The 25,481-nt window shown below is 62.0% G+C and carries 24 protein-coding genes and 1 pseudogene; 13 read left to right on the top strand and 12 right to left on the bottom strand.

Features of this window, described 5'->3' with window-relative positions; translation table 11 throughout:
• Positions 1-2 precede the first annotated feature (2 nt).
• The 7 genes from HJB89_RS06040 to HJB89_RS06010 all read left to right on the top strand — a co-directional run bounded on the left by HJB89_RS06040 (position 3) and on the right by HJB89_RS06010 (position 6,554).
• A complete protein-coding gene (locus HJB89_RS06040; protein ID WP_207584847.1) occupies positions 3-326 on the top strand; it encodes an NIPSNAP family protein in 324 nt (107 codons plus the stop codon).
• A gap of 48 nt (positions 327-374) precedes the next feature.
• Entirely contained in the window at positions 375-1,385 is a 1,011-nt protein-coding gene (locus HJB89_RS06035; RefSeq protein WP_207584848.1) for an ABC transporter substrate-binding protein, read from the top strand.
• Between the two features lie 114 nt (positions 1,386-1,499).
• Positions 1,500-2,372 (top strand): ABC transporter permease, encoded by an 873-nt coding sequence (locus tag HJB89_RS06030; RefSeq protein ID WP_207584849.1) that lies wholly within the window; start codon positions 1,500-1,502, stop codon positions 2,370-2,372.
• Between the two features lies 1 nt (position 2,373).
• Positions 2,374-3,174, top strand: a complete 801-nt coding sequence (locus HJB89_RS06025) for an ABC transporter permease (protein WP_221139458.1) — start codon at positions 2,374-2,376, stop codon at positions 3,172-3,174.
• Positions 3,171-4,247, top strand: coding sequence for an ABC transporter ATP-binding protein (locus tag HJB89_RS06020; RefSeq protein ID WP_221115003.1), 1,077 nt, complete (start codon positions 3,171-3,173; stop codon positions 4,245-4,247). Before HJB89_RS06025 ends, HJB89_RS06020 begins: the two co-directional genes overlap by 4 nt.
• Before the next feature lie 10 nt (positions 4,248-4,257).
• Positions 4,258-5,712, top strand: coding sequence for an NAD-dependent succinate-semialdehyde dehydrogenase (locus HJB89_RS06015; protein ID WP_221149237.1), 1,455 nt, complete (start codon positions 4,258-4,260; stop codon positions 5,710-5,712).
• A 41-nt stretch (positions 5,713-5,753) separates the two neighbouring features.
• A complete protein-coding gene (locus HJB89_RS06010) occupies positions 5,754-6,554 on the top strand; it encodes a phosphate/phosphite/phosphonate ABC transporter substrate-binding protein (protein WP_221149236.1) in 801 nt (266 codons plus the stop codon).
• A 48-nt stretch (positions 6,555-6,602) separates the two neighbouring features.
• Here HJB89_RS06010 and HJB89_RS33110 read toward each other — a convergent pair.
• The 6 genes and pseudogenes from HJB89_RS33110 to HJB89_RS05985 all read right to left on the bottom strand — a co-directional run.
• A pseudogene (locus HJB89_RS33110) lies at positions 6,603-6,823 on the bottom strand (FAD-dependent oxidoreductase); the annotation flags it as partial.
• Between the two features lie 117 nt (positions 6,824-6,940).
• Positions 6,941-7,297, bottom strand: coding sequence for a RidA family protein (locus tag HJB89_RS06005; RefSeq protein ID WP_221149231.1), 357 nt, complete (start codon positions 7,295-7,297; stop codon positions 6,941-6,943).
• Between the two features lie 16 nt (positions 7,298-7,313).
• Positions 7,314-8,135, bottom strand: a complete 822-nt coding sequence (locus HJB89_RS06000) for an ABC transporter permease (RefSeq protein WP_221149230.1) — start codon at positions 8,133-8,135, stop codon at positions 7,314-7,316.
• The gene (locus HJB89_RS05995) at positions 8,135-9,391 is read right to left on the bottom strand and encodes an ABC transporter permease (protein ID WP_221149229.1); all 1,257 of its coding nucleotides are present in this window, start codon (positions 9,389-9,391) and stop codon (positions 8,135-8,137) included. The genes HJB89_RS06000 and HJB89_RS05995 overlap by 1 nt, the downstream gene beginning before the upstream one ends.
• A gap of 69 nt (positions 9,392-9,460) precedes the next feature.
• Positions 9,461-10,510 carry an ABC transporter substrate-binding protein gene (locus tag HJB89_RS05990; RefSeq protein WP_221149228.1) on the bottom strand — a complete coding sequence of 350 codons (1,050 nt, stop codon included), beginning with the start codon at positions 10,508-10,510 and terminating at the stop codon, positions 9,461-9,463.
• A gap of 45 nt (positions 10,511-10,555) precedes the next feature.
• Positions 10,556-11,638, bottom strand: coding sequence for an ABC transporter ATP-binding protein (locus HJB89_RS05985; protein WP_207584859.1), 1,083 nt, complete (start codon positions 11,636-11,638; stop codon positions 10,556-10,558).
• Between the two features lie 239 nt (positions 11,639-11,877).
• Here HJB89_RS05985 and HJB89_RS05980 point away from each other — a divergent pair, with 239 nt between their 5' ends.
• The 4 genes from HJB89_RS05980 (at position 11,878) to HJB89_RS05965 (ending at position 15,272) form a co-directional block, all read left to right on the top strand.
• The gene (locus HJB89_RS05980; RefSeq protein WP_207584860.1) at positions 11,878-13,275 is read left to right on the top strand and encodes a PLP-dependent aminotransferase family protein; all 1,398 of its coding nucleotides are present in this window, start codon (positions 11,878-11,880) and stop codon (positions 13,273-13,275) included.
• 3 nt (positions 13,276-13,278) lie between these two features.
• Positions 13,279-14,571: an FAD-binding oxidoreductase gene (locus tag HJB89_RS05975; protein ID WP_207584861.1), complete on the top strand. Its 1,293-nt coding sequence runs from the start codon at positions 13,279-13,281 to the stop codon at positions 14,569-14,571.
• 96 nt (positions 14,572-14,667) lie between these two features.
• Positions 14,668-14,919, top strand: a complete 252-nt coding sequence (locus tag HJB89_RS05970; protein ID WP_097621406.1) for a transcriptional regulator — start codon at positions 14,668-14,670, stop codon at positions 14,917-14,919.
• A gap of 2 nt (positions 14,920-14,921) precedes the next feature.
• Positions 14,922-15,272, top strand: coding sequence for a type II toxin-antitoxin system RelE/ParE family toxin (locus tag HJB89_RS05965; RefSeq protein ID WP_207584862.1), 351 nt, complete (start codon positions 14,922-14,924; stop codon positions 15,270-15,272).
• Between the two features lie 23 nt (positions 15,273-15,295).
• Here HJB89_RS05965 and HJB89_RS05960 read toward each other — a convergent pair whose 3' ends face one another.
• From HJB89_RS05960 to HJB89_RS05940, 5 genes are all read right to left on the bottom strand, one after another.
• A complete protein-coding gene (locus HJB89_RS05960; RefSeq protein WP_207584863.1) occupies positions 15,296-16,273 on the bottom strand; it encodes an ABC transporter ATP-binding protein in 978 nt (325 codons plus the stop codon).
• A 4-nt stretch (positions 16,274-16,277) separates the two neighbouring features.
• Positions 16,278-17,105 carry a carbohydrate ABC transporter permease gene (locus HJB89_RS05955; protein ID WP_207584864.1) on the bottom strand — a complete coding sequence of 276 codons (828 nt, stop codon included), beginning with the start codon at positions 17,103-17,105 and terminating at the stop codon, positions 16,278-16,280.
• Complete coding sequence (locus HJB89_RS05950) at positions 17,102-17,980, bottom strand: carbohydrate ABC transporter permease (protein WP_207584865.1); 879 nt, start codon at positions 17,978-17,980, stop codon at positions 17,102-17,104. The genes HJB89_RS05955 and HJB89_RS05950 overlap by 4 nt, the downstream gene beginning before the upstream one ends.
• Positions 17,981-18,042: 62 nt before the next feature.
• Positions 18,043-19,326 (bottom strand): ABC transporter substrate-binding protein, encoded by a 1,284-nt coding sequence (locus tag HJB89_RS05945; RefSeq protein ID WP_207584866.1) that lies wholly within the window; start codon positions 19,324-19,326, stop codon positions 18,043-18,045.
• Positions 19,327-19,363: 37 nt separating this feature from the next.
• Complete coding sequence (locus HJB89_RS05940) at positions 19,364-21,685, bottom strand: alpha-L-rhamnosidase (protein WP_221149227.1); 2,322 nt, start codon at positions 21,683-21,685, stop codon at positions 19,364-19,366.
• 141 nt (positions 21,686-21,826) lie between these two features.
• Here HJB89_RS05940 and HJB89_RS05935 point away from each other — a divergent pair, with 141 nt between their 5' ends.
• Positions 21,827-22,876, top strand: a complete 1,050-nt coding sequence (locus tag HJB89_RS05935; RefSeq protein WP_221149226.1) for a LacI family DNA-binding transcriptional regulator — start codon at positions 21,827-21,829, stop codon at positions 22,874-22,876.
• 78 nt (positions 22,877-22,954) lie between these two features.
• The gene (locus HJB89_RS05930) at positions 22,955-24,097 is read left to right on the top strand and encodes a Xaa-Pro peptidase family protein (protein WP_221149225.1); all 1,143 of its coding nucleotides are present in this window, start codon (positions 22,955-22,957) and stop codon (positions 24,095-24,097) included.
• Between the two features lie 37 nt (positions 24,098-24,134).
• On the opposite strand, the gene HJB89_RS05925 is transcribed toward HJB89_RS05930, so the two are convergent.
• Positions 24,135-25,472, bottom strand: coding sequence for an alpha-L-fucosidase (locus HJB89_RS05925; protein WP_221139448.1), 1,338 nt, complete (start codon positions 25,470-25,472; stop codon positions 24,135-24,137).
• Positions 25,473-25,481 lie beyond the last annotated feature (9 nt).

Below are 25,481 nucleotides of genomic sequence, written 5' to 3'. Positions count from 1 at the left end.
CGATGTTTTACGAAATCCGCACCTATCGGCTGAAGAACGGAACGATCCCGCAATATCTCAAGGTCGTCGAGGAAGAGGGGATCGAGATCCAGAAGAGCCATCTTGGCACGCTGGTCGGTTACTTCTTCTCGGAGATCGGCACGATCAACGAGATCGTCCACATCTGGGCGTTTACAAGCCTGGATGACAGAGAGGCGAGACGCCAGCGGCTTCTGGCCGATCCCCGGTGGCAGGCCTTTCTGCCCAAGATTCGCGACCTCATCGAGGTGGCGGAAAACAAGATTATGAAGCCAGCAAGCTTTTCTCCCAGGAGCAACGCGCACTGACGACATAACGCATACCCGTAGGACAAACCAAAACAGGGATAAGGGAACATGAAAACGACATTTGCATTCGCGGCGGTTGCCGCATTCGTGGCCGTCTCCGCGCCGGCACACGCCGACAACATGGTCTTCTCGAGCTGGGGCGGAACGACCCAGGATGCCCAGAAGGCGGCATGGGCAAGCCCCTTCACCGAAAAGACCGGCATCACCGTCGTGCAGGACGGCCCGACCGACTACGGCAAGCTCAAGGCCATGGTCGAGGCCGGCGAAGTCACCTGGGACGTCGTCGACGTCGAAGGCGATTATGCCGCCCAGGCCGGCAAGACCGGCCAGCTCGAGAAGCTCGACTTCTCCGTCATCGACAAATCCAAGCTCGATCCGCGTTTCGTCACCGACTATTCGGTCGGCAGCTTCTATTATTCCTTCGTCATCGGCTGCAATGTCGATGCCGTCAAAGCCTGCCCGAAGACATGGGCCGACCTGTTCGACACGGCCAAGTTTCCCGGCAAGCGCACATTCTACAAGTGGTCGGCTCCCGGCGTGATCGAAGCCGCGCTACTTGCCGACGGCGTGCCTGCCGACAAGCTTTATCCGCTCGATCTCGACCGCGCCTTCAAGAAGCTCGATACGATCAAATCGGACATCATCTGGTGGTCGGGCGGCGCACAGTCGCAGCAGCTGCTGGCATCGGCCGAAGCGCCCTTCGGCAGCGTCTGGAACGGCCGCATGACGGCGCTTGCGGCGACGGGCATCAAGGTGGAAACCTCCTGGGAACAGAACATCACCGCCGCCGATGCACTCGTCGTGCCGAAGGGTTCGCCGAATGTCGAAGCTTCGATGAAGTTCATTGCACTGGCCACCTCGGCCGACCCGCAGGCCGCCCTAGCAAAAGCCACCGGGTATGCGCCGATCAACCTTGACTCGGCCAAGCTGATGGATCCGGAAACGGCAAAGACCCTGCCGGACCAGCAGACGGCAAGCCAGGTCAACGCCGATATGAGCTACTGGGCCGATAATCGCGATGCCATCGGCGAGAAGTGGTACGCTTGGCAGGCGAAATAAGCTGAAGCTTGAGATCAACGGGCACGGCGAAGGTTCGCCGTGTCCCGCGCAGCGCCGGTGCGAAATCGATTGCACCTCGGCGCCTGCGGAAATTGACGGGTGGGAAGGACTGTCATGTCGACGTATAGCGATCTCTCCGGCGTAATTACGCCCTTGCCAAAGGTCCGCAGGCCAACAGGTTTTAGCGGGGTCGTTCCGGCTTTCGCCTTTGTGAGCATCTTTTTCATCGTGCCGGTGGCGATACTCCTGTTGCGAAGCGTGCTGGAACCCGTGCCGGGTCTGGGAAACTATGCGCAGCTGATCGGGTCTGCGACCTATCTCAAGATTTTCGCCAATACTTTCATCGTCTCGGGTCTCGTCACAGTGATTTCGCTCGCGATCGGTTTTCCCGTCGCCTGGGCGCTGGCGATCATGCCGGGACGGCTGACGTCGGTGATTTTTGCGATCCTGCTCCTGTCGATGTGGACCAACCTTTTGGCCCGCACCTATGCCTGGATGGTGCTCCTGCAGCGGACCGGGCTGATCAACAAGATGCTGATGGGAATGGGCCTGATCGACCAGCCGCTGGCGCTGGTCAACAATCTGACGGGCGTGACGATCGGCATGACCTATATCATGCTGCCTTTCATCATCCTGCCGCTCTATGGCGTGATCAAGAAGATCGACCCGTCGACGCTGCAGGCGGCGGCACTTTGCGGCGCCAATCGGTGGCAGTGCCTGACCCGTGTTCTCCTGCCGTTGGCGACGCCCGGCATGGCGGCCGGCGCACTGATGGTCTTCGTCATGTCGCTTGGCTATTTCGTCACGCCGTCGCTTCTCGGCGGCACCGCCAACATGATGCTCGCCGAATTGATCGCGCAATTCGTGCAGTCGCTGGTCAACTGGGGAATGGGCGGTGCTGCGGCGCTGGTCCTCTTGGTGGTGACCCTGTCGCTTTATACCGTGCAGCTGCGATTCTTCGGCAACCAGAATCCGGGAGGGCGTTGATATGTTGCTCAATTTCGACCGTCTCGGCTGGTGGAAATACGCCCTTCTCGGCATAACGCTTCTGACCGCGGCCTTTCTGCTGATGCCGATCATCTTTATCGCAGCACTGTCCTTCGGCTCGTCGCAGTGGCTGATCTTTCCGCCGCCGGGCTGGACGCTTCAATGGTACGGCGAGCTTTTCGCCGATCCGCGCTGGCTGGAATCGGCTTTGACGAGCTTGAAGATCGCGGTCATCGTCACCGTTCTGTCGGTGCTGCTCGGGCTTGTGACGTCCTTCGGACTGGTGCGTGGTTCGTTCATGTTCCGCGATGCGCTGAAAGCGCTGTTCCTGACGCCGATGATCCTGCCCGTCGTGGTTCTCGCGGTCGCCCTCTACGCCTTCTTTCTCAGGATCGGCCTTGGCGGCACCTTGACGGGCTTTGTCATTTCGCACCTCGTGCTCGCGCTGCCCTTCTCGATCCTGTCGATATCGAGTGCGCTTGAAGGTTTCGACAAGTCGATCGAGGATGCGGCGGTGCTCTGTGGCGCCTCGCCCCTTGAGGCAAAAATCAGGGTCACCCTTCCCGCGATCAGCCATGGGCTGTTTTCGGCGGCCGTCTTCTCCTTCCTGACATCCTGGGACGAGGTGGTGGTGGCGATCTTCATGTCCAGCCCAACCCTGCAGACGCTGCCCGTGAAGGTATGGGCGACGCTGCGGCAAGACCTGACGCCTGTTGTCGCAGCCGCGTCGACCCTTCTCATCCTTTTGACGATCATCTTGATGGCTTTGGTTGCCGTCGTGCGTAAGGTACTGAAACAATGAACGAACCATTCCTTCAGATCCGCGGAATACGCAAGGAATACGGCCCCGTGGTCGCCGTGCACGACGTCACGCTCGACGTTCGGCGCGGGGAGTTCCTCACCTTTCTCGGACCGTCCGGATCCGGCAAGAGCACGACGCTCTACATTCTGGCGGGATTTGATAATCCGACGAAAGGCGACATTACGCTCGAGGGCAAGACCCTGCTCGCCACGCCGTCGCACAAGCGCAATATCGGCATGGTTTTCCAGCGTTACACCCTGTTTCCGCATCTGACGGTGGGCGAAAACATCGCATTTCCGCTGAAGGTCAGGCGCAAGTCCAAGGCCGAGGTCGACAGCAAGGTGAAGGAGATGCTGCGCCTTGTCCGGCTCGAGGGCTTCGAGGACCGCAAGCCGGCGCAGATGTCCGGCGGCCAGCAACAGCGTGTCGCCCTTGCCAGAGCTCTTGCCTATGATCCGCCGGTGCTTTTGATGGACGAGCCGCTGTCGGCGCTCGACAAGAAGCTGCGCGAGGAAATCCAGCACGAGATCCGCCGTATCCACCAGCAGACCGAAGTGACGATCCTCTACGTCACCCACGACCAGGAGGAGGCCCTGCGGCTCTCCGACCGCATCGCCGTCTTTTCCAAGGGCGTCATCGACCAGATCGGCACTGGCCCTGAACTCTACGCCAATCCTAAGACCCGCTTCGTCGCCGAATTCATCGGCGACAGCGACTTCATTTCCTGCGACCTGCTGACGTCCTCCCACGGGCAGGCCACAATTTCCCTTGGCGGCGGCACCGTCTTCAACAGCATTCCGGTGCATGGAAAAGGGACTGCCGGCACAAAAGCAGCCTTGATGCTGAGGCCGGAGCGCATTCGGCTGTCGCGCGCCCAAGCGGGAGCGGGTCTCGCCGCCACCGTCAGCGACATTACCTTCCTCGGCAACAATATCCACGTCTCCACAGAAACGGCGAGGGGCGAGGCGCTGGCGGTTCGCCTGCCGTTCGGTCACGAAGCGATCACCGGGCTCAGCCGTGGAGACACGGTGCATCTGGAATTCGATCCGGGTGCCGCTCACGTCTTCTGTTGAAAGTCGTCCTATGAAACTCAGTGATCCCTCGCTTTTCCGTCAAGCATGCCCGGTCGCCGACCGCTGGATCGAAGCGGAAGGCCGTCCGGCGACGACCGTCCGCAATCCGGCGACAGGCGAGAAGCTGGGCGCGGTCCCCGACCTCGGGGCCGCGGAAACGGAGGAGGCCATTCGAGCTGCCGTCATTGCCCAGAAGCTTTGGGCGAAGAAGACCGCCGGCGAACGCGCCGCCGTTCTCAAGGCTTGGCATCGTCTGATGATCGAAAACCGCGACGATCTGGCGATGATCCTGACGCTGGAGCAGGGAAAACCGCTCGCTGAGGCCAAGGGGGAGATCACCTATGGCGCGAGCTTTATCGAATGGTTCGCCGAAGAGGCAAGACGCATCAACGGCGAGACCATACCGGGGCACCAACCGGACAAGCGCATTCTCGTCCTGCGTCAGCCGGCTGGAGTGGTGGCCGCCATCACGCCCTGGAACTTTCCGAACGCAATGATCACCCGCAAGGTCGGCCCCGCACTCGCCGCCGGCTGCGCCGTCGTTCTCAAGCCGGCGCCGCAGACGCCGTTCTCGGCGATCGCCATCGCCATTCTCGCCGAGCGCGCCGGCCTGCCGGCTGGCCTGCTCAACATCGTCACGGGTGACGCAGCGGCAATTGGTGGGGTCCTGACGGCAAGCCGTGACATCAGGGTCCTGACGTTCACCGGCTCCACGCGGACGGGCGAGCTGCTTTACCGGCAATGCGCGCCGACGATCAAAAAGCTCGGCCTCGAGCTTGGCGGCAATGCACCCTTCATCGTCTTCGATGATGCCGATCTCGACGCTGCGGTCGAAGGCGCAATCATCGCCAAGTTCCGCAACAATGGCCAGACCTGCGTCTGCGCCAACCGGCTCTATGTCCAGGACGGCGTCTACGAGGCCTTTGCCGCCAAGCTCGCGACCGCCGTTTCGGCGCTGAAGGTCGGCAACGGCCTGGAGCGCGACGTCGTGCTTGGCCCGCTCATCGACGAAAATGCTGTCGCCAAGATCGAGACGCATATCAGCGATGCCGTCGCAAAGGGTGCAGCACTCGTTTCAGGCGGCAAACGTCACCCACTCGGCGGCCTTTTCTTCGAACCGACCATTCTGCGCGATGTCGCTGCCGGCATGCAGGTCGCCCGCGAGGAAACCTTCGGGCCTCTTGCGCCGCTCTTTCGGTTTCGCGACGAGCAAGACGTCATCGAACAGGCAAACGACACCGAATACGGGCTTGCTTCGTATTTCTACGCGCGCGATCTGTCGCGGGTATTCCGCGTCGCCGAAGCGCTCGAATATGGGATGGTCGGCGTCAATACCGGTCTCGTCTCCACCGCCGAAGCTCCGTTCGGCGGCGTGAAAATGTCGGGTCTCGGTCGCGAAGGGTCCAGACACGGGTTGGACGAATATACCGAAATCAAGTATGTGTGCCTCGGCGGCATTGCCTGATTTTAGTTGTCGCTTGCGCTTCTCCGCTGGGAAAGACCGGAATGCATCTCGTCAGCATCGCGATGTATCTTACATCCCGGCCGCTCGCGGATGCGACGGCCGAGTTCTGGTCGTTTCTCCGGCATGAGCTCTGGCAAGCCGGCCTGACGGATCTGCCCGAGACGCTCGATCGGACGGTGGCCTATGACGAAGCCTGGCTGAGGCCGGATCTTCTCCTCTCGCAGACCTGCGGTTATCCCTTTGTCACGCGCCTGAGCGGCAAAGTTCGCCTGGTGGCGACGCCGGTTTATAATCATCCCGGCTGCGACGGTCCGCTGATGCGCAGCTTCATTATCGCCCGTACGGATTCGGCGCATCGGTCGCTCGAGGATTTGCGCGGCACCACGGCTGCGATCAACAGCCCTGACAGCAATTCCGGCAGCAATCTCTTTCTCGCCGCGGTCGCTCCGCTTGCCCGCGACGGCCGCTTCTTCGGCCGGATCATCGAAACCGGCAGCCACGGCGGCAGCATCGCCGCCGTTCTCGAGGGCAGGGCGGACAGCGCGGCCATCGATTGCATCACCTATGCCAATATTCGCCGCTTCGATCCCGGCCACCTTGAAGGGGTCCGCATCATCGCCGAAACGCCCAAAACCCCAGGCCTGCCGTTCATTACTTCAGGCGATGCCTCGGACGGGAGGGTCCGCCTCCTGCGCCGTGCACTTGTCGCCGCTGTAAGGGAGCCATCGCTGGCGGCGACGCGGGCCACGCTCGGCCTCGTTGATTTCGCGGTGCTTTCCGAAGCCGACTACGAGCCGCTCTTGTCGCTGGCCGGCGACGCGTTGCCGCAGCTGAGAGCTTGAATGCCAGACGCAGTCCCTGCTCGTCAATCGGCAGGAGATCGGCCATTAGGCCGCCCGCCCGGGCCTCGCTTGCGAAAGTATGCATTGATTGCGGGATAAAGCCGAAACGATCCATCCACCGGGTTTTCGGTGTAATGTCGATGAAGAACATGGGCAGCTGTCGCACCAAGCGGTAAAACGGGCTCGCCGATGGTGCCCGCCGCACGATCGGCATTGCTGCTGATGCCGATGCGTTTGGCTACATGTTCTTTTGACGGTTGTCGGCGCGCGTTACGGCTTTGCAACTAACGGTGTCATGCCAGGCAATTGAATTCACCGACTGCGCCCGAGCCTCAGGACGCCCGATCGAGATGAGGGCTACGGTCGTTTCCGGCACGTGACGACCGTCAGTTGCCGGCCGCTGCGATAATGCCGATCTCCACGGCGAACTCCGGTGCGGCGAGCCTTGCCTCGACCGTGGCACGCGCGGGCGCATGGCCTGACGGCACCCAGGCGTCCCAGACGAGATTCATCTCTTCGAACTCGGAGATATCCGCAAGCCAGATCGTCGCGCTGAGGATGCGGGTCGCGTCGCTGCCTGCGCCTCCCAGGAGCCGCGTGATCCGTGCCAGGATGTTGGCCGTCTGTTCGCGGACGGAGGCACCCGGTGCATCGATCGCGACCTGGCCTGCGAGGAAGACGAAGCCGCCAAAAGTCACGGCCTGGCTCATCCGCTTTCCGGTTTCGTAGCGTTCGATCTGCATGCTCAACCCCTCTGGATCAATCCCTGTGCGCAATCTTCTGGCGTTCGGCGCGTCGCTGCAGCCACTGGATCGTGGCGAGGAACAGCGTCGAAAACAGGATGAGAAGCGTGGCGACGGCGGCGATCGTCGGGCTCAGCGTTTCGCGCACGCCGCTCCACATCTGGCGCGGCAGCGTGCGCTCCTCGGAACCGGAAATGAAGAGTGCAATCACCACTTCGTCGAACGAGGTGACGAAGGCGAAGAGCGCGCCGGACGCCACCCCCGGCGCGATGACCGGCAGCATGATGCGCAATGTCGCTTCGACGGGAGCGGCACCAAGGCTGGATGCCGCCCGCATCAGATTGTGATCGAAGCTTGCGAGCGTGGCGGTGACGGTAATCACCACGAAGGGGGCGCCGATCGCCGTATGCGCCAGCACCAGCCCGGTCAGGCTGTTGAGCAGTCCGACGGCCGCGAAGGCATAGTAGATGCCGACCGCCGAAACGATGACAGGCACGATCATCGGTGAAATCAGAATGGCGGTCAGCGTCGCACGCGCCGGACAAGAAGGCCGGCTGAGGCCGATGGCGGCAAGCGTGCCGAGAAAGGTCGACAGGCCAGTCGCGAAGACGGCAACGATGATGCTGTTCTTCAGCGCCAGCTGCCAGACGTCGGAATCGAAGAATTCGTGATACCACCGGAGCGACAGGCCGGGCATCGGATAGGTGAAGAACGGTTCGGCATTGAAGGAGAGCGGCACGATCGCCACGATCGGCGCGATCAGGAACAGGATCACGAGGCCGCCCGTCAGCCACAGGAAGATCGAAAACAACCGCGGGAAAGAAAGGAAGTTGGTCATCAGCCTATCCTCAGCCTGTCGATGCCGACAATGCGATTGTAGATGGCATAGAGGATCAGCACCGCCACCAGCAGGATCGTGCTCAAAGCCGCCGCCATGCCCCAGTTGGTGACCTGGTTGGAGTAATAGGCGATGAAATAGCTCACCATCTGATCTCCCGGCCCGCCGACCAGAGCCGGCGTGATGTAATAGCCGAGCGCCAGGATGAAGACGAGCAGCCCGCCGGCGCTGACGCCGGGCATGCTCATCGGCAGGTAAATGCGCAAGAAGGCCGACACAGGCGGCGCGCCAAGCGAGGAGGCGGCGCGCAGATAGACCGGCGGGATGCCCTTCATGACGCTGTAGATCGGCAGCACCATGAAGGGCAGCAGAATATGGGTCATGGCGATCAGGACGCCGATGCGATTGTAGATCAGGTCGAGGGGATGCGCGGGATCGACCAGGCCAAACCAGATGAGTGCCGAGTTGATCACGCCGCGCCCCTGCAGCAGCACGACCCAGGCGCTGGTGCGGACCAGAAGCGAGGTCCAGAACGGCAGCAACACCAGGATCAGCAGCGTATTGGCAGCCGCGCCTTTCGACCGGGCGATCAGGGCGGCGAGGGGATAGCCGAGGAACAGGCAGATCACCGTGACCGAGGCGCTGACGACGAAGGTTCGGATCAGGACATCGACATGCACCGCATTCTCCGCCGAGACCTTGGCGATGGCGCCTGACGCGTCGCGCTCGAGATCGAGCGAGGCGAGCAGGTAATAATCGGTGAAGGGCGGCGAGGCGTTCTTGATGATCGTCCAGTAATGCGGCGTCTCCCACTTCGGATCGATGGCAACAAAGGCGGCTTTGTAGGGCGGCTCAGCGTCGCGGATCGTCCGCGCGGTTTTCAATAGCATCGAGCGCATGCCCGTCTCGTAATAGTTGAGACGCTTGGCCACCTCGGCGATCTGGTCGCGCGGCGATTGCTTCAGATCGCTGGCAAAGGCGGCAAACAGCGCTTCGTCGGGCGGGGATTGTTCATCCCAGGCGGAGAGAGCCGACATCGTGTAGGGCAGGGCGGCGGAAGCCGCCCTGTTGTCGACGGCGCGCGTCAGCAACAAGGCGATGGGCAAGACGAAGACGAGCAGCAGGAAGATCAACAAGGGTGCGACCAGCAACAGCGCTTTCAATTGCGCCCTGCTTTTCGCACCGCCGAGGCTTTTCACCCGCGTGCGGGCGGCAATCATCGAGCCGTCGCCTTCATTCATTGTCGCGATCACCATCGCTGATGCCTTCCTGCGGTGGAGAAAGGGGCGGACGAAGCCAGGGGGACATTCGCCCGCCCGACGAGGTTACTGTGCGAGCCACTTATTGAAGCGTTCGGTCAACTCCTCATCATGATCGGCCCAGAACTCGGAGGAGACGACGAATGCGTTCTTCGTGTTGTCGGGCGCGGTCGGCAGATCGACGAGAATATCCGGCGGAACCTTGGCGATGGCCGCCTTGAGAGTCGGGCCATAGGAGATGTATTTGGACTGCTGGGCCATCACGTCGGGATTGACGGTGAAAGCGACGAATTTGTCCGCAAGTTCCTTGTGCTTCGAGCCTTTCGGCTCGGCCCAGAGATTGAAGTCCATTCCCTGGCCGTCCCAGACGATCTTGAAATTCTTGCCGCTGTTCTTGACTGCATCGTAGATGCGGCCGTTCCAGGCCGTGGTCATCACGACCTCGCCATCGGCGAGAAGCTGCGGCGGCTGCGCACCGGCCGTCCACCAGACCTTCACATCCTTCTTGATCGTGTCGAGCTTCTTGAAGGCGCGATCGACGCCTTCCGGTGTGCCGAGCACCTTGTAGACCTCGGCGGGTTTGACGCCATCGGCAATCAGCGCGAATTCCAACGTGGTCTTCGGCGACTTGCGCAAGGCGCGCGGCCCTGGGAATTTGGCGGTATCGAACAGGTCGGCCATGGTTGTCGGCCCGCCATTCGGAAACTTGGCGGCGTCATAGGCATAGATGGTGCCGAAGACGATCGTCGCGACCGCGCAATCCATCGCGGCGCCGTCGATGAATGCGTCCTTGCCGCCGAGCTTCGAATAGTCGATCGTCTCGAGCCAGCCTTCGTCGCAGCCCTGCAGCGCATGGCTGGGTTCGACGTCGACGACGTCCCAGGTCACCTGGCCGGTCTCGACCATGCCCTTCAGTTTGGCGGTCGAGCCGTCCCATTCATCCTGGAGGATCTTGGTGCCGGTTTCCTTGGCGAAGGGCTTGAAGAAGGCCTCCTCCTGGCTCTTCGTATAGGCGCCGCCCCAGGATGTGACGGTCAGCGTGTCCTCGGCAAGCGCGGTGCCCGCGATTGCCAGCGTCATGACGGAGCTGAGAAGCATGCAATTCAAACGCATCATGGTGGTTCCCCTTTTTGTTGCTGCGTTTACGAAAGAAAAAATGGCTCAGGAGAGCGCGAGCGCGCGGCAATCCTCCGGCGCCCAGCCGATGACGGTGCTCGAGCCGAGCGACTGAACCGGAATGCCCTGGGCTGCGGCGACCTTGATGAAGACGTCGTCGCAGCCGCAGGCGGAAACGCGCAATCTGACATGGTCGCCGTGGTAGATGATTTCCTTGAGCGTGGCGGTGAACCGGTTCGCAACCTCGGCGGCCGGCGCCAGCTGAATCCGCTCTGGCCGCAAGACCAGGGTTGCTCGCGCGCCTTCCTTCAAACCTTCGCCGGCGTAGCCAATGATGATCGAACCGTCCGGCGCACGAATTCGGCAGACCGAATGGTCGATCGTGAGGACTTTGCCTGCTATCGCATTGTTCTCGCCGATGAAGGTTGCGACGAAGGGATTTGCCGGCGTCTCGTAGAGCGCATGCGGCGGCGCGATCTGCTGCAGGATGCCGTCATTGAACACGCCGACCCGATCCGACATGGTCAGCGCCTCGCTCTGGTCATGGGTGACGTAGACGACATTGATGCCGAGACGGGCATGCAGGTGCTTGATCTCGAGCTGCATATGTTCGCGAAGCTGCTTGTCGAGCGCGCCGAGCGGCTCGTCCATCAACACGAGTTGCGGCTCGAAGACCAGCGCGCGGGCAAGCGCGATGCGCTGCTGCTGTCCGCCGGAAAGCTGGTTGGGCCGCCGCGTTTCGAAACTCGCCATGCGCACCATGTCGAGGGCGCGGCGAACCCGCTCGGTGATCTCGGCCTTGCCGAGGCGGCGCATCTTCAGCGGGAAGGCGACATTCTCGCCGACGGTCATATGCGGGAAGAGCGCATAATTCTGGAAGACGACGCCGATATTGCGGCGATGCGGCGGAACGCTGTCGATCCGGTTGTCGGCAAGGGTGATCGTGCCACCGCTCGGAGCCTCGAAACCGGCCAGCATCATCAGCGTCGTGGTCTTGCCGGATCCGGAGGGACCGAGAAGGGTCAGAAACTCGCCCTTTGCGACCTCGAGGTCTAAGCCGCGCACGACGTAGCTGATGCCGTCATAGGATTTACGCACACCTTCGAAGGCGATGAAGCGCTCGCTCATGAATTCCTCCTGTTCGCATCGGCCGGGTCCCTGCCTCTTTGTCTCGATGCAAGACTATATTGTCTCGGTCGACTTCTATTTGTCAAGCCACACAAATAATTTTGTATGGCAACAGACCGCAGCTCTCGAAAACGGCGAGAAAGCGTGCTATGTCGCAAGAAACTAAGCTGAATTGTGGGGGCGGCGATCGAATATCCTGCGTCCGGCTGAGGGAATTGTACACTGATTGCAGGAATTGTATGTCTGAAAGATCGGAAGTGAGCCAGACAAACCAGAAGCGGGAAACGCGCATACCGGCCTATCTCGAACTGGCAAGCGAGCTCGAGGCGAGGATTCGCTCGGGCGCCCTGCCGCCCGGCAGCCAGCTGCCGCCGCAACGCGACCTCGCACGCGAGCGCTCGCTCAACGTTTCCACGGTCACGCGCGCCTACCGCGAATTGCAGAACCTCAATCTGGTGATGGGCAGCACCCGGCGCGGCACGATCGTCACCGGCGACGGCGCCATGCCACGGGTCGACCGGGCGGCGAGCCCGGCCGGCATCATAGACCTGACGGTCAACCGGCCGGCTGTCGATGATTTCCAGCAGCGCCTCGCCCAATCCCTGCCGGACCTGTCATCGGACCGGCGCTTCCGCCAGATGCAGGAATACCAGCCGCCGGAAGGCCCGGCCTGGGCACGCCATGCGGCGCGAAAATGGATTTCGCTCAACGGCTTCGATCCGTCCGAAGACGATATCGTCGTCACCAGCGGCGCCCAGCACGCTTTGCTGGCAGTGATCAGCAGCCTGATCGAGCCGGGAGACACCATCGTCTGCGATCGGCTGACCTATTACGGCCTGATCGCGCTGGCCCAGATGTTCCGCTTCCGCATCATCGGCATCGGAAGCGACGAGCAGGGCATGTCGGCGGCGGAACTCGACGATATCTGCAGCCGCGAGTCCGTGCGCGCCGTCTTCACTGTTCCCTCGATGCACAATCCGTCGGTCGTCACCATGAGCGAGGCGCGCCGGCGGGAACTGGCCGAGGTCGCGGAAAAACATGATCTCGTCATTATCGAGGACGATGTCTACGGACCGATGCTCGGGACCCGTGCGAGCGCCCTGATCACGCTTGCTCCGACCAGGACCTACCATATCTCGGCGCTCTCCAAGGCCTTGGCGCCAGGCCTGCGCGTCGGTTATCTCACCTGCCCGCCCGGCCGCGCGGTCCTGTCGGCCGAGGCGGTCCGCACGACGGCCTGGATGCCCTCTCCGCTGCCGCTGCTGCTTGCCACCCGCTGGCTGGAGGACGGCACGGCCGAAGCGATCCTTAAGGCCCAGCTTGCCGAGCTGCGCGCTCGTCACGCGCTCGTCACGACGATGCTTGCCGGTCATTCCTTCTCCGCCGATCCGCGCTGCATGTTTTTATGGCTGAGGCTGCCGGCACCGTGGCGATGCGAGGATTTCGCCGCCAATCTGCGCGCCCACGGCGTTGCCGTCATGCCGGCCACCGCCTTTGCCTGCGACCGCCAGCCGGTCGAACATGCCGTTCGCGTCAATGTCGGCTGCGCATCGTCGCGGGACGAACTGGCAACCGCGCTGCGCATCATCGCCGCGACGCTGAACGATCGTCCCCGCGCCCTGGCCGGCCTGGTCTAGACAATGAACAGGCCGCTTGCCGAGCTTTCCCCCTTGCCTGAGGCCGAGCGCCGGCATGTGGCTGTTGTCGGCGCGGGACTGGTTGGCCTCTGCTCGGCGCTGTGGCTGCAGCGAATGGGGCACCGGGTCACGATTATCGATCCGGCGCCGCCATTGGGCGATGCATCCTACCGGCAGGCCTGTTCCTACGGGAATGCCTGCACCTTTGCGCCGCACGGCGTCGTTCCTGTCGCCACCCCCGGCGTCATCTGGCGCGTACCGGGAATGCTGCTCAATCCGCTCGGTCCGCTGGCGATTGTCTGGAGATACCTGCCGCACCTGGTCCCATGGCTGCGCGCCTTTCTGGCATCGAGCACGAAGGCCGAGGTCGAACGGATTGCCGGAACCTTGGCGATGCTGCTGTCTCACGCCGATGCCGCCTGGCAACCGCTGGTGAGGGAGGCCGGCGCCGAGCATCTGAAGCGGCATGACGGCTGCCTCTATCTCTACAAGACCGAAGCGCAATTCCGGGCAGCCGACGCCGAAAACGCGCTGCGTGAACGCCATGGCGTCGCCATGGAGCGGCTGGAACAGGTCGATATCCGCAGCATCGAGCCCAATCTTGCGCCGCTCTACCACAAGGGCGTGCTATTCCCCGACGCCTATATGTTTTCCAGCCCCAAACAACTCGCCTTCGCGCTGGCGCAAGCGCTCGTAAACGGCGGCGGAGACATTGTCCGCGGCGACGTCTCGGCGATCGAGCCGCGCGACGACGGCGTCTGCCTCAGGATCGCGGGCAAGGCAGTCCTTGCGGACCGCGCCGTCGTGGCCGCCGGCGCCCATTCGCGCAAGCTTACGGTGTCGATCGGCGATCGTGTGCTGCTCGATACCGAACGCGGTTATCACGTCTTGTTCCCGCAGGCGGGCAATCTGCTGTCGCGCCCGGTCTGCTATCCCGAGCACGGCTTCTACATGGTGCCGATGGCGGACGGGCTGCGTGCGGCCGGGACGGTGGAACTCGGCGGGCTTGCCGCTCCCTTGAATCCCAGGCGGACCGCAATGATCCGGGCGGGCGTGAAAAGGCTCCTGCCGGCGGCCGGAGAAGGCAGCGACGAGTGGCTGGGTTTTCGCCCATCCATGCCGGATTCGCTTCCCGTCATCGGCAACTCCCGCAGCTTGCCCCGCGTCACCTATGCCTTCGGTCATGGCCATCTCGGCCTGACATTGTCCGCCTTGACCGGCTATCTCGTTTCTGAGCTTGTCGCCGGACGGACTCCGGCCATCGATCTGGCGCCGCTGCGTCCCGACCGGTTCTGAGCCACGGATGTGCTCGGATGAGCGAAGGCGGGTGTGATGAATATTGACAATATATGCTACGCTACCCATGATAAATAAGAACGAAAGGGTATGGCGATGGCATCGGGTAGCATTCATGTGAAGGTCAGCGGGCAGTTGCAGGATCATATCCAGCAGCAGGTCGGCGACGACGGCCTCTATGAAAACGCCAGCGAATATATTCGTGCTCTCATTCGACGCGACCTGCAGACCCGTGATGAGGCCTGGGATATGCTGCAAAAGGAGCTTGCGCCCGCGATGCGGGCCGAAGACAGCGAATTTGTCGCCGTTTCGGCCGAAGACGTCATCCGCCGTAACAAGCGCCGATAGCCATGCCGGCTTTTCGATTTTATTCACGCGCCGATGCAGCGCAGGACAAGATTTGGCGCGATACGGTTGAGGCGTGGGGAGAAAATCAGGCAGACGCGTATATTCTCGGGCTGCATGCTTATTTGCAGCGCCTATGCGAGGACCGGCTGATCTGGCGGCAGCTTCCGCAACGTCTGGCCGTGCCCGAAGACATCAAGCGTTCGGCCTATTTCGGCTGCTACGAGCATCACCGTGTGTTCTTTCGGGAGCTTCAGAACGGTGATCTCGGTGTCATGAGCATCCTTCACGAGCGGATGAATCTGCCGGTTCGGCTGAAAGAGGATTTGGCGGTACTCTCACGCAAACAATCGTGATGCGGGCTATCATCGGTCCGGCCTCAGAACCGATGTTCGGCTCCCTCGACCGGGTCTGCCCAGACCGTCATGTCAGGCGCAAACGGCGTCTCGCCTTCAGCGCGCACGACCATCTCGCCGAGTTCCGGGACATCGAGATAGAGGATCGCATCGGCACCGAGCCGTTCGACATGCCGGATCTTGCCTTGCCATTGTCCGGCATCTTCCGAAAGCCTGATGTGTTCCGGACGGATGCCGTAGGTTGTGCAGTTCAATCGCCGTGCGGTTTCGCCGCCATAGAGGTTCATCTTCGGGCTGCCGATGAAGCCGGCGACGAAGGGTGTCGCGGGATTGCGGTAGAGTTCCATCGGGCTGCCGATCTGCTCGACTGCTCCGCCGTTGAGGACGACGATCTTGTCCGCCATCGTCATCGCCTCGACCTGGTCGTGGGTGACATAGATCATCGTCGACTTCAGGCGGGCGTGAAGATCGGCGATCTCAAGACGCATCTGAGCTCTAAGCGACGCGTCCAGATTGGAGAGCGGTTCGTCGAACAGGAAGACCTGGGGATCGCGAACGATCGCGCGGCCGATGGCGACGCGCTGCCTCTGGCCGCCGGAGAGCGCTTTCGGTTTTCTCTGCAAGAGATGGGTGAGCTGCAGCGTTTCGGCCGTGGCAGCAACCTTTTCGGCGATCTCTGCCTTCGGGCGGCGGGCAAGCGAAAGTCCGAAGCCGATATTCTCGGCAACGGTCATATGCGGGTAGAGTGCATAGCTCTGGAACACCATGGCAATGCCGCGCTCGGAGGGTTCGGCATAGGTCACGTCCTTGCCGCCGATGGTCAGCGCGCCCGACGTTGTCTCCTCCAGGCCGGCGATGATGCGCAGCAGCGTCGACTTCCCGCATCCAGACGGGCCGACGAAAACGACGAACTCGCCGGAGGCAACCTCCAGATCGACCCCCTTGATGACTTCGAGGGCGCCGAAGCTCTTGCGAACCTGTTTGAGAGTGAGCTCAGCCATTCCACTACCCTTTGACTGCGCCTGATGTCATGCCCGCGACGATCTGGCGGTTGAAGAAGATGAAGACGATCAGCGGCGGGATCGTAACGAGGAGGATGTTCATGAAGAGAAGATTGTACTGGCTCGTATACATGCTCTGGAAATTATAGAGTGTCAGCTGCACCGTCACGTTCTCCTTGCCGGGCAGGTAGTAGAGCGGGTTGGTGAAATCGTTGAAGATCGCAATCGACTGCACGACGATGTTGGTGACGGTCACCGGCTTCAGCAGCGGCAGGATCACCCTGAAGAAAATCTGCCGGGGCTTGGCGCCATCGATCAGCGCCGCCTCGTCGAGGTCGCGCGGTATGGTCGAAATGAACGACCGGTAGAGCAAGGTCGAGAACGAGAGATTATAGGCGACCTGGATCAGGATCATCCCGGTCATGGTCTTGAAGAGGCCGATATCCTGCAGCAGGCCGATCGTCGGAACGACGGCGGGCGGCATCATCAGCCCCATGAAAAGGGCAATGGATGCCACCCTGTTCCAGGCGGTCTTGCGGCGCTGCATGACATATCCGACCATCGCCGACAGCAGGATGAGGATGGTGACGGAGACGACGGTGATCAGGGTCGAATTGAAATAGGCAAGCACCAACTGATAATCGCGCGCCTTGAAGACGGCGACAAGATTGTCCCAGAACAGCCACTGCGCAGGCAGTTCGAAATCGAGGCGGGACGCTTCGGACTTCGACTTGACCGCCTGGAGAGCGACGAAAACGAAGGGCATGACGAAGATGACGGCAGCGACGGCAAGGGCTATCGCGCCGGTCACATAAGGGCGGATGCTTCTCATTCTTCGACCCCGCGCCGGTTGAGCCATAGGGTGAGTGGCAGGATGATTGCGGCAATCAGCGCAAACAGGATGACGTTTCCGGCGGTCGACAGACCGTAGAAGCCTGCCTGGTACTGCTTGTAGATGACCGAGGCGATCACATCGGAGGAAAAACCCGGCCCGCCGCGGGTCATTGCCCATATCAGATCGAACGAGCGAAGCCCGCCGATCAGCGATAATGTCACGACGGTGACGGTGGCGGGACGCACAAGCGGCAGGGTAACCCGGAAAAATTGCTGAAGACGCGTGGCTCCGTCAATTCTCGCCGCCTCATAATAGTCGGGGCTGATCGCAGCAAGGCCGGCGATGAAGATCAGGGTGGCGAGGCCGACACCCTTCCACAGATCGACGAGGGCCACCGAAAAAAGCGCGAGCGCCGGATTGGTGAGCCATCCGGGTCCCGGAATGCCGAGCGTTTCGAGCGTGACATTGATGATGCCTTTGGTCGGATGCATCATCACGGTGAAGGTGATGCCGATGCCGATCGTCGAGACCAGGACGGGAAAGAAGACCAGCGTGCGCAGGAAGCCGCGGGCGAAGATATTGCTGGTCAAGAGCACCGCCAGCAGCAGCCCGCAGACCGTCTTCAGGCCGGATGTCGTCACGGCATAGATCAGCGTGTTGACCAGCCCCCTGACCAGGAACGGTTCGGAAAAGAACTGCTGAAAGTTTTCGAGCCCGATGAATTCGGCCGTCGAAAGATCCCAGCGCGTCAGGCTGAACCAGAGAGACGATACCGTCGGAACCAGAAACAGCACGCCGTAGATGATGGCAGCGGGAATGAAAAACCACAGCGGGTAGGGCGATTTGCGCGAGCGGGGGCGTGTCTCGATCATATCTATCTCTTCGATCGGGTGGAACCTCGCCCCCTCGGGAGCGAGGTTGTCTCGAAAGACCGCTACCAGTTCGGCAGGCCGAGCTGCTTGGCCTGTTTGCGCACATCGTCGTCATAGAGTTTCGCCGCTTCGGCCGGCTGGCGAATGCCGGAGCCGACTTCGACGGTGATCTGCTCGAGGGCCGGCCCCTTGACCGGCGAAACGAATTCCAGCGCCGGGGTCGTCTTGTCCTTGGCGTCGAAATAGGGGAGCATGTCCTTTACCGCAGGCGGTACGTCAGCAGGCAGATCGCAGCCGTCGATCAAGGGAGGCCCCTGCACGGTGTTGGTTTCAACCATGATCTTGCAGCCTTCGACGCTTCCGGCGAAATCCACGAATTTCTTCGCTTCCTCGGCGTGCTGGCTGGTCAGCGGAATATAAAGGGCCGGCGGCATCCAGACCGTCAGGCCGTTCGTCGCCGCATCGTCGCTCGGCTGCGCAAAGAACCCGACATCTGCGAGGTTCTCGGGATAATTCTGCTTGAGCGCGCCGACTGCGAAGCTCAGCATCGGATAATGCGCGGCCTCGCCGGTCGCCACCATTCTCAGGCCGTCGTCATAGCTTGCCGCGCCGAAGTCCTCGTTCATCAGGCCGGCGTCGTGAATGTCCTTCAGCCGTTCGAAGCCTTTCATGGCCGCCGGCGTTTCCGCGTATTTCGCCTTGTTGGCGGTATAGTCGGCGGCGAAGTTCGGCACCGCCGCGTGCAGGTTGTAATAGTCGGCCAGAACGAATAGCTGCGAGGTCCAGGTATCGCGATAGGTCTGCGCCACGGCGACCTTGCCTGAGGCTTTGACCTTGGCGTTGTTGGCCATGAAATCAGCCCATGTCTTCGGAACGGTGAGGCCGAGGTCCTGGTAGATTTTCCTGTTGTAGAGGATGCCGCCGGCCATCGCCGTGCCGAAGGGAACGCCATAGAGCTTGCCTTCGGCGCTGACCACCGACTTGAAGCCGTCGTCCACCTTCGCCTGCGACGCGAGCCCGCTCAGATCGACGAGAGTCTGCGCCGGCTTCAGCGCCTGCAGCAGCGAACCGGAATTATAGAGGAACACATCGGACATCTCGCCCGTTGCCAGGCGCGTCTTGATGATGTTGTCACCCTCGCCACCGCCCGCCCGCGGCTCGATTTCGATCGTCACGTCAGGCGCCTTGGCCTGGTAGGCGGCAACCAGCGCTTCGGCCGCTGCGACCGTGTCGGGGTTGTTGTCGATCAGGAACGACAGCGTCGTTTCCGCATGCGACGGGCCGGCCGCGACCAACGCCAAAAGCGCGGATGCGCCGGCGAGAATAAGCTTTATCCGATGTGTCATGACGTTCCTCCTCTGAACGATGTGACGTGTATGCTCCTCAAGAATCCGGTATCCAAAAAACCAACTGGTGCGTGCCCGGGGGAAGGACGGCTTCCTCGACGACAGGCTCGCCGTTGAGCGACGGGTTCCGGTGCCGCCGCCCGGGCCGGAAGCGGCCGATGCATCCTTCCGGAAGGGTCAGCACATAGGTGACCTTGTTGCCGGTGCAATGCCAGCCGGCCTCGATGCGGCCCTGGTCGATGTCATGATGGGCCGCAACCGGCGAGAGATCGGCAATCGGCGCGGGATCGACGATCACCTCGGCAAATCCGGGTGCATCAGGGCTCGGCGAAATTCCGGCAACGGATTCGAACAGCCATTGGCAGACGGCGCCATAGGCGTAGTGGTTGTAGCTGTTCATGTCGGGTTCGTAGATCGTGCCGTCCGGCGCCATCGAATCCCAGCGCTCCCAGATCGTCGTCGCCCCCTTCGAGACCTGGTAGAGCCAGCCCGGCACGTCTTCCTGCAGGAAGACCTTTGCCGCCAGGTCGTCCATCCCGAGCTTCGTCAGGGCCGGCAGCAGGGCAGGTGTGCCGATGAAGCCGGTGCCGATCCTGTAGTCGGCATCGATGATCACCTGGCGGAAATGCTGCTCGGCGGCTGGCCGATGTTCTGCCGGTATCAGATCGTGCAGGAAGGCCAGTGCATAGGACGTCTGGTCGTTATGCGCCAGCCGTCCCGCCGGCGTGATGAACTCGTTGGCGAAGGCCCGCCGGATCTCGCCGGCCCGCCGCTTCATCTCATCTTCAAGCTTATGCTCGCCGAGAACGGCTGCGATCTTCGCCAGAAGGTCGGTTGAGATGAAGTGATAGAGTGTCGCCGCGCAGTCGTCGGCGATCGTCGGCCGGGGTTTTCTGTTGTCGCCGACCGGCTGCAGCCAGTCTCCGAAGGTGAAGCCGCGATCGCCCCAGCGGGACGGCGGGCGCACCAGCGGACCATCCGAGATCGACCAGACGAAATCGACCCAGCGGACCATGGAATCCAGGCACTCGGACAACACGGCCCGATCGCCGTAATGGGTGTAGAGAACCCAGGGGATGACGACGATCGCGTCGCCCCAGCCGGTCGAGCCGGCATAGCCCGGGAAATCGGCGGGATGCAGACGTGTCGGATCCGGCGAAAAATGCGAGACGGCGCCGTCCTCGCGCTGGTCGGCCATCACATCGCGCAGATACTTCCTCAGGAAAGACTGGCTGTCGCTCAGCCAGCAGGCGGTTGCGGCAAATACCTGGGCGTCGCCCGTCCAGCCCAGGCGTTCGTCGCGCTGCGGGCAATCTGTGGGCACTTCGACGAAATTGGCGCGCTGCGACCAGATGGTGTTCTCGACGAGGCGATTGACGAGGGGATTGCCGCAGGTGAAGCCGCCGGCAGGCTCGGGCACCGACGAGATCGGGATGGATGCGATTGCAAGGATCTCAGCATCGCCTGATATGGTCACCCTGGCATAGCGGAAGCCGTGGAAGGTGAAATGCGGTGCGTAAGTCTCGTCGCCGTCTCCGCGCAGTGTATAGACGGTCTGCGCCACGGCCGCGCGATAGTTGCGATTGTCGAAGTGACGGTCGGGGCCGAGCACTTCCGAATGCTCCACCTGCACTTCGGCACCGCTAGCTCCCCGAACCGTATATCTGATATAACCGCCGGCATTCTGACCGAAATCGTAAACCGTCCTGCCGTCTTCGTCGGTCCAGCTTTCGATCGGGGCAAGCGGCGGCAATTCCCGCACCGCCGCGGTTTCATGGGCGACGAGCAACGCTCTGTCGAACGGCAATCTCTCGGTGCCATGGGTCCCGACAAGATTTTCTGCGCGCGCATCGTAGATTTCGCCGAAATAGATGCCCGACTTCAGGATCGGCAACAGACCGCTCCGCCATGTGGTGTCGGTGGAAAGAAGGGTGCCGTCCGGTCCGATGAGATCCGCGATGGCGCCGATTCTGTCGCCCCAGCAGTTCGCGATCGCCTTGGCGCCCCACATCAAGGGCGAGCGGTACCATCCGTCGGCAAGCCAGATCTCGATCCAGTTCTGGCCTGGCTTGAGCAGGTTCGACACGTCATATCGCTGATAGGCAAGGCGATCGTCGTAATTCGTCCAGCCGGGTGTCAGCAGGTCGTCGCCGACGCGGGCGCCGTTGATGAAGCAGCGGTAAAGGCCGAGGGCCGAGATGAACAGCTCGACCGGAAGCTTGGAGCCGTCATGTTCGAAGGTTTGGGCGACGAAGCTTGCGGCCGTTCCCTGGCCGCCATCCGACAGCGGCGCGATCATCTCTCCCGACCAGGTGCGCGAAACGCGGTTGCCGCTGATGGCTGCCGGCTGAAAGTTCATCAAAACCTCCCAATGATTTGTAGAACGGTCTCCGTATAACGTTCTACATTTTTTTCGAAAGCGCAATAGAAATTTCGTTGCCGGTCTGCCATGGTGGTTTTGCGGGCGATTGACGACCCGTAGCCGCAAGCCCGGGATTTCATGTCAGTCGAAGACAAACACAAGCCGCAACGAAACGATCGCGCGACGATCCGGACGGTGGCCGCGCATGCAGGCGTATCGGTCGCGGCGGTTTCCAAGGTGATGCGGAACGCCTACGGCGTCAGCGAAGCGCTACGCGCAAAGGTTACCGAGGCCATCGGGGAGCTCGGATATCGCCCCTCGCGGGCGGCGCGCGGATTGCGCGGCCAGAGTTTCACCATCGGCGTGCTGCTGATCGACATCCGCAACCCCTTCCTGCCCGACGTGATCGCCGGCGTGAACGGGGTGCTGGCGCCGTCGCACTATCAGGCGATGATCGGCGTCAGCGATGCGCGCGTGCAACTGGAGACCTCGTTGATCGAGTCGATGATCGACTACAAGATGGACGGCCTTATCCTGGTTGCGCCGCGGCTGCCCTCGGAGATCCTCGCAAAATTTGCGGTTCAGGTACCGATCGTCACGGTCGGTTACCACGATGCCAGCGCCACGGCCTTCGATACCATCAATGCCGACGACCAGCGGGGGGCGGAGATCGCCGTCGAAGCGCTGTTTGCCTGCGGCTACCGCGATATCGGCATGCTGAGCCTCGGCGAGCGCGAGGGGCACGCGGTTTCCGTCGTCCGCCAGCGTGAGATCGGGTTCCGCCGGGCGATGCAGCGCGGCGGGCTCGGCTCGCCGGCGCCGATCGTCAAAATTCCCATGGCCTCGCCAAAGCGGGAAGACGTGATGCGAAAGTTTCTGTCGAGGAAGGACAGGCCGCGCGCCGTGTTCTGCTGGAGCGATCTCGACGCGATCACACTTCTGAGCCTGGCGATGGAGATGGGCGTGCGCGTGCCCGAAGACCTCGCCGTCATCGGATATGACAACTCGACGACCGCTGCCCTCGGCCTCGTCAATCTCGCAAGTATCGACCAGTCGGGCCGGGAGCTCGGCCAGGTCGCTACCCGGGCGCTCATTTCCAGAATAGAAGGCCGCACCGCGGCCGAGCATATTCTCCAGATACCGTCGCTGGTCAGCCGCAACAGCCTGGCCCGGTCCGATACGAAATAGCGCTGATGGGTAAGACCGGCAGCGGCTGTCCACACTCGCCGGCCCCGTCAGCACGCACAGCAAGAGCAGGAAAACGAAATGTCGTGGCAGCACCCCGTACCCCGCATAACCGATGAGGAGCGGCAGCGCCGCCTCAGCAGGCTTCGGCAAGTGATCGAAGTCCACGGATTGGCTGGCATGCTTCTCGGACCGACCGAAAGCCTGCGTTATTTCACCGGGCTCGTCGGGCATCCGAGCGAAAGGTTTCTCGGCGCCCTCGTTACGCCGACGGCGGTTTCCTACATCGTTCCGGGTTTCGAGCGCAGCCGCGTCGAAACCCTGCCGCATCTGCCGGGGGAAATCCTGGTCTGCGAAGAGGAGGAGAGCAGCGCTGCGCTCATCGCGCGCCTTGTCGGCCAAGGCGGCAGGCTCGCCCTCGATGATGGGTTGCCGCTTTTCTTCTATCACGCCCTGGCCGCGGCGATGGGCGCCGGAAGGCTTGTCGATGGCGGACGGCTGGTCCGCGATCTGCGTCGGATCAAATCGGCTGCCGAGATCGCGCTCATTCAATATGCGATGAACCTGACGCTCGACTTCCACAGGCAGGTGCATGCGCTGTTGAAACCCGGCATCAAATCATCCGAGGTGGTCGATTTTATCGATCACCGGCATCGCCAGGCAGGCGCCGATTCCGGCTCGACATTCTGCATCGTCTCGTTTGGCGCCGCGACCGCGCTTCCGCATGGCGCCGACGGCGATCAGGTCCTCGGCGACGACGACGTCATCCTCGTCGACACTGGCTGCCGGATCGACGGTTATCATTCCGATATCACCCGGACCTACATGCTGGAGGGCGGCAACAGCGCTTTTGAACGTGCCTGGTGGATCGAACGCGAGGCACAACAGGCCGTCTTCGACGCCGCCCGGATCGGCGCCGCCTGCTCGAGCCTCGACGATGCCGCCCGCAAGGTACTTGCCAAACATTCCCTCGGCCCCGACTACCGCCTGCCGGGATTGCCGCACCGCGCTGGTCACGGGCTCGGATTGGAGATCCACGAGGAGCCCTACATCGTTCGCGGCAACGACACGCCACTTGCTGTCGGCATGTGTTTTTCCAACGAGCCGATGATCGTCTTTCCCGAAAAATTCGGGATTCGGCTGGAGGACCATATCTACATGACCGCCGAGGGACCGCGCTGGTTCACCAATCCCGCGACGGGTCCGGCCGAGCCGTTCTCCTGAGCAGACGCCATGTCTCGCCCGCCCAAGCCGTTGCGTCTTAATCCTGAATGGCGGGCGCGCTTCCGGCCTTAAGCTTGACTTCGATGACCGGGACGACGACCCCGGGTCGGCGCACCGGCAGGACGAATGTCAGTTCGTCGTCGGCGACGGCGAACTGGGTGTTCGTCCATAAGGTATTGGCGGAGGGGCGCAGCCAGGTCACTTCGCTGGCATCATGCAAGAATTGCGCATATTCGACTTTCCCGGCCAAAGCATCGAAATGCAAATGCTTATAGGGCCAGTTGAAGAGGTGGATATAGAGGCGATCGCCGTTCTGGGTCAGGCGGCAATCGGGCGGGGCGGTGAAGTCGGATTGGGTGCAGCCGACGATGCTGCGCTCGTGCAGCGCCATCCACTCCTCATAGGCGGCAAGGGCTGATATTGCGCGGTGGTCGAGCGTGCCGCGCGCCGTCGGCCCGACATTCATCAGCAGATTGCCGCCTATGGCAACGGTGCCGACCAGCATCTGCACCAGTTGCTCCGTGCTTTTCCAGGTGTCCTCGTCGCGGTGATAACCCCAGGAGCCGCTGAGCGTCTGGCAGGCTTCCCAGACGACGCGCCTGCCGTCGCGTTTCGGCCAGGCGCGCGGCATATATTGTTCCGGCGTGACGATGTCGGGCTGCAGACCGGCGAGATCGAGCCGGTTGTTGATGATGATGTCGGGGGCAAGCTCGCGCACCATGCGCACGAGCTTCTCGCTTTCCCAGTCTCGATGGCCCTTTCCGACCAAATCTCCGAGCTTCCACTGCGGATAGCTGAAATCGAACCACATGATGTCGATCTGCCCGAACTCGGTCAGCAACTCGCGCACCTGTTCGCGCATGAAGGCGGCATAACGGAGCATATCCCGGCCTTCGTTGATCTCTAACGCATCGGGATGATTGCGCTGCGGATGGCGCGGATCGACCGTGAAGTCGGGATGATGCCAGTCGATCAGCGAATAGTAGAAGCCGATCCTCAGGCCCTCGGCGCGGAAGGCGTCGACGAAGGGGCGCAGCAGATCCTTGCCATAAGGCGTGTTGGTCACCTTGAAGTCGGTCGCCTTGGTATCCCAGAGGCAGAAGCCTTCATGATGCTTGGTCGTCAGCACCACGTATTTCATGCCCGCAGCCTTGGCGCGTCTCGCCCATTCACGCGGGTCATAGAGATCGGGATCGAAATGATCGAAATATTTCTGGTAGTCGGCGTCGTTCAGTTCTTCGCGGCTCTTAACCCATTCATGGCGCGCCGGCAGGGCATAAAGCCCCCAATGCACGAACATGCCGAACCGCTCGTGGACGAACCAGGCCTTCTTCTCCTCGGGCAAGGCCAGTGAATGCAGATTGTCGCCATCCATGGGATATAT

Origin of the sequence: Rhizobium sp. NZLR8 (assembly GCF_019685025.1) — a bacterium.
Classification (GTDB): domain Bacteria; phylum Pseudomonadota; class Alphaproteobacteria; order Rhizobiales; family Rhizobiaceae; genus Rhizobium.
The sequence above is the reverse complement of the archived record's forward strand: the minus strand, read 5'-3'. Positions and strand labels throughout refer to the sequence as shown.

What these genes read in the sequence shown, in the direction of transcription:
- HJB89_RS06010 (WP_221149236.1), top strand. Translation starts at nt 5,754, where the DNA reads ATGCATCTCGTCAGCATCGCGATGTATCTTACATCCCGGCCGCTCGCG.
- HJB89_RS05970 (WP_097621406.1), top strand. Translation starts at nt 14,668, where the DNA reads ATGGCATCGGGTAGCATTCATGTGAAGGTCAGCGGGCAGTTGCAGGAT.
- HJB89_RS06025 (WP_221139458.1), top strand. Translation starts at nt 2,374, where the DNA reads ATGTTGCTCAATTTCGACCGTCTCGGCTGGTGGAAATACGCCCTTCTC.
- HJB89_RS05975 (WP_207584861.1), top strand. Translation starts at nt 13,279, where the DNA reads ATGAACAGGCCGCTTGCCGAGCTTTCCCCCTTGCCTGAGGCCGAGCGC.
- HJB89_RS05995 (WP_221149229.1), bottom strand. Translation starts at nt 9,391, where the DNA reads ATGGTGATCGCGACAATGAATGAAGGCGACGGCTCGATGATTGCCGCC.
- HJB89_RS05960 (WP_207584863.1), bottom strand. Translation starts at nt 16,273, where the DNA reads ATGGCTGAGCTCACTCTCAAACAGGTTCGCAAGAGCTTCGGCGCCCTC.
- HJB89_RS06035 (WP_207584848.1), top strand. Translation starts at nt 375, where the DNA reads ATGAAAACGACATTTGCATTCGCGGCGGTTGCCGCATTCGTGGCCGTC.
- HJB89_RS05930 (WP_221149225.1), top strand. Translation starts at nt 22,955, where the DNA reads ATGTCGTGGCAGCACCCCGTACCCCGCATAACCGATGAGGAGCGGCAG.
- HJB89_RS06000 (WP_221149230.1), bottom strand. Translation starts at nt 8,135, where the DNA reads ATGACCAACTTCCTTTCTTTCCCGCGGTTGTTTTCGATCTTCCTGTGG.
- HJB89_RS05985 (WP_207584859.1), bottom strand. Translation starts at nt 11,638, where the DNA reads ATGAGCGAGCGCTTCATCGCCTTCGAAGGTGTGCGTAAATCCTATGAC.
- HJB89_RS05945 (WP_207584866.1), bottom strand. Translation starts at nt 19,326, where the DNA reads ATGACACATCGGATAAAGCTTATTCTCGCCGGCGCATCCGCGCTTTTG.
- HJB89_RS05950 (WP_207584865.1), bottom strand. Translation starts at nt 17,980, where the DNA reads ATGATCGAGACACGCCCCCGCTCGCGCAAATCGCCCTACCCGCTGTGG.
- HJB89_RS05965 (WP_207584862.1), top strand. Translation starts at nt 14,922, where the DNA reads ATGCCGGCTTTTCGATTTTATTCACGCGCCGATGCAGCGCAGGACAAG.
- HJB89_RS05925 (WP_221139448.1), bottom strand. Translation starts at nt 25,472, where the DNA reads ATGGATGGCGACAATCTGCATTCACTGGCCTTGCCCGAGGAGAAGAAG.
- HJB89_RS06020 (WP_221115003.1), top strand. Translation starts at nt 3,171, where the DNA reads ATGAACGAACCATTCCTTCAGATCCGCGGAATACGCAAGGAATACGGC.
- HJB89_RS06015 (WP_221149237.1), top strand. Translation starts at nt 4,258, where the DNA reads ATGAAACTCAGTGATCCCTCGCTTTTCCGTCAAGCATGCCCGGTCGCC.
- HJB89_RS05935 (WP_221149226.1), top strand. Translation starts at nt 21,827, where the DNA reads ATGTCAGTCGAAGACAAACACAAGCCGCAACGAAACGATCGCGCGACG.
- HJB89_RS06030 (WP_207584849.1), top strand. Translation starts at nt 1,500, where the DNA reads ATGTCGACGTATAGCGATCTCTCCGGCGTAATTACGCCCTTGCCAAAG.
- HJB89_RS05980 (WP_207584860.1), top strand. Translation starts at nt 11,878, where the DNA reads ATGTCTGAAAGATCGGAAGTGAGCCAGACAAACCAGAAGCGGGAAACG.
- HJB89_RS06005 (WP_221149231.1), bottom strand. Translation starts at nt 7,297, where the DNA reads ATGCAGATCGAACGCTACGAAACCGGAAAGCGGATGAGCCAGGCCGTG.
- HJB89_RS05940 (WP_221149227.1), bottom strand. Translation starts at nt 21,685, where the DNA reads ATGAACTTTCAGCCGGCAGCCATCAGCGGCAACCGCGTTTCGCGCACC.
- HJB89_RS05955 (WP_207584864.1), bottom strand. Translation starts at nt 17,105, where the DNA reads ATGAGAAGCATCCGCCCTTATGTGACCGGCGCGATAGCCCTTGCCGTC.
- HJB89_RS06040 (WP_207584847.1), top strand. Translation starts at nt 3, where the DNA reads ATGTTTTACGAAATCCGCACCTATCGGCTGAAGAACGGAACGATCCCG.
- HJB89_RS05990 (WP_221149228.1), bottom strand. Translation starts at nt 10,510, where the DNA reads ATGATGCGTTTGAATTGCATGCTTCTCAGCTCCGTCATGACGCTGGCA.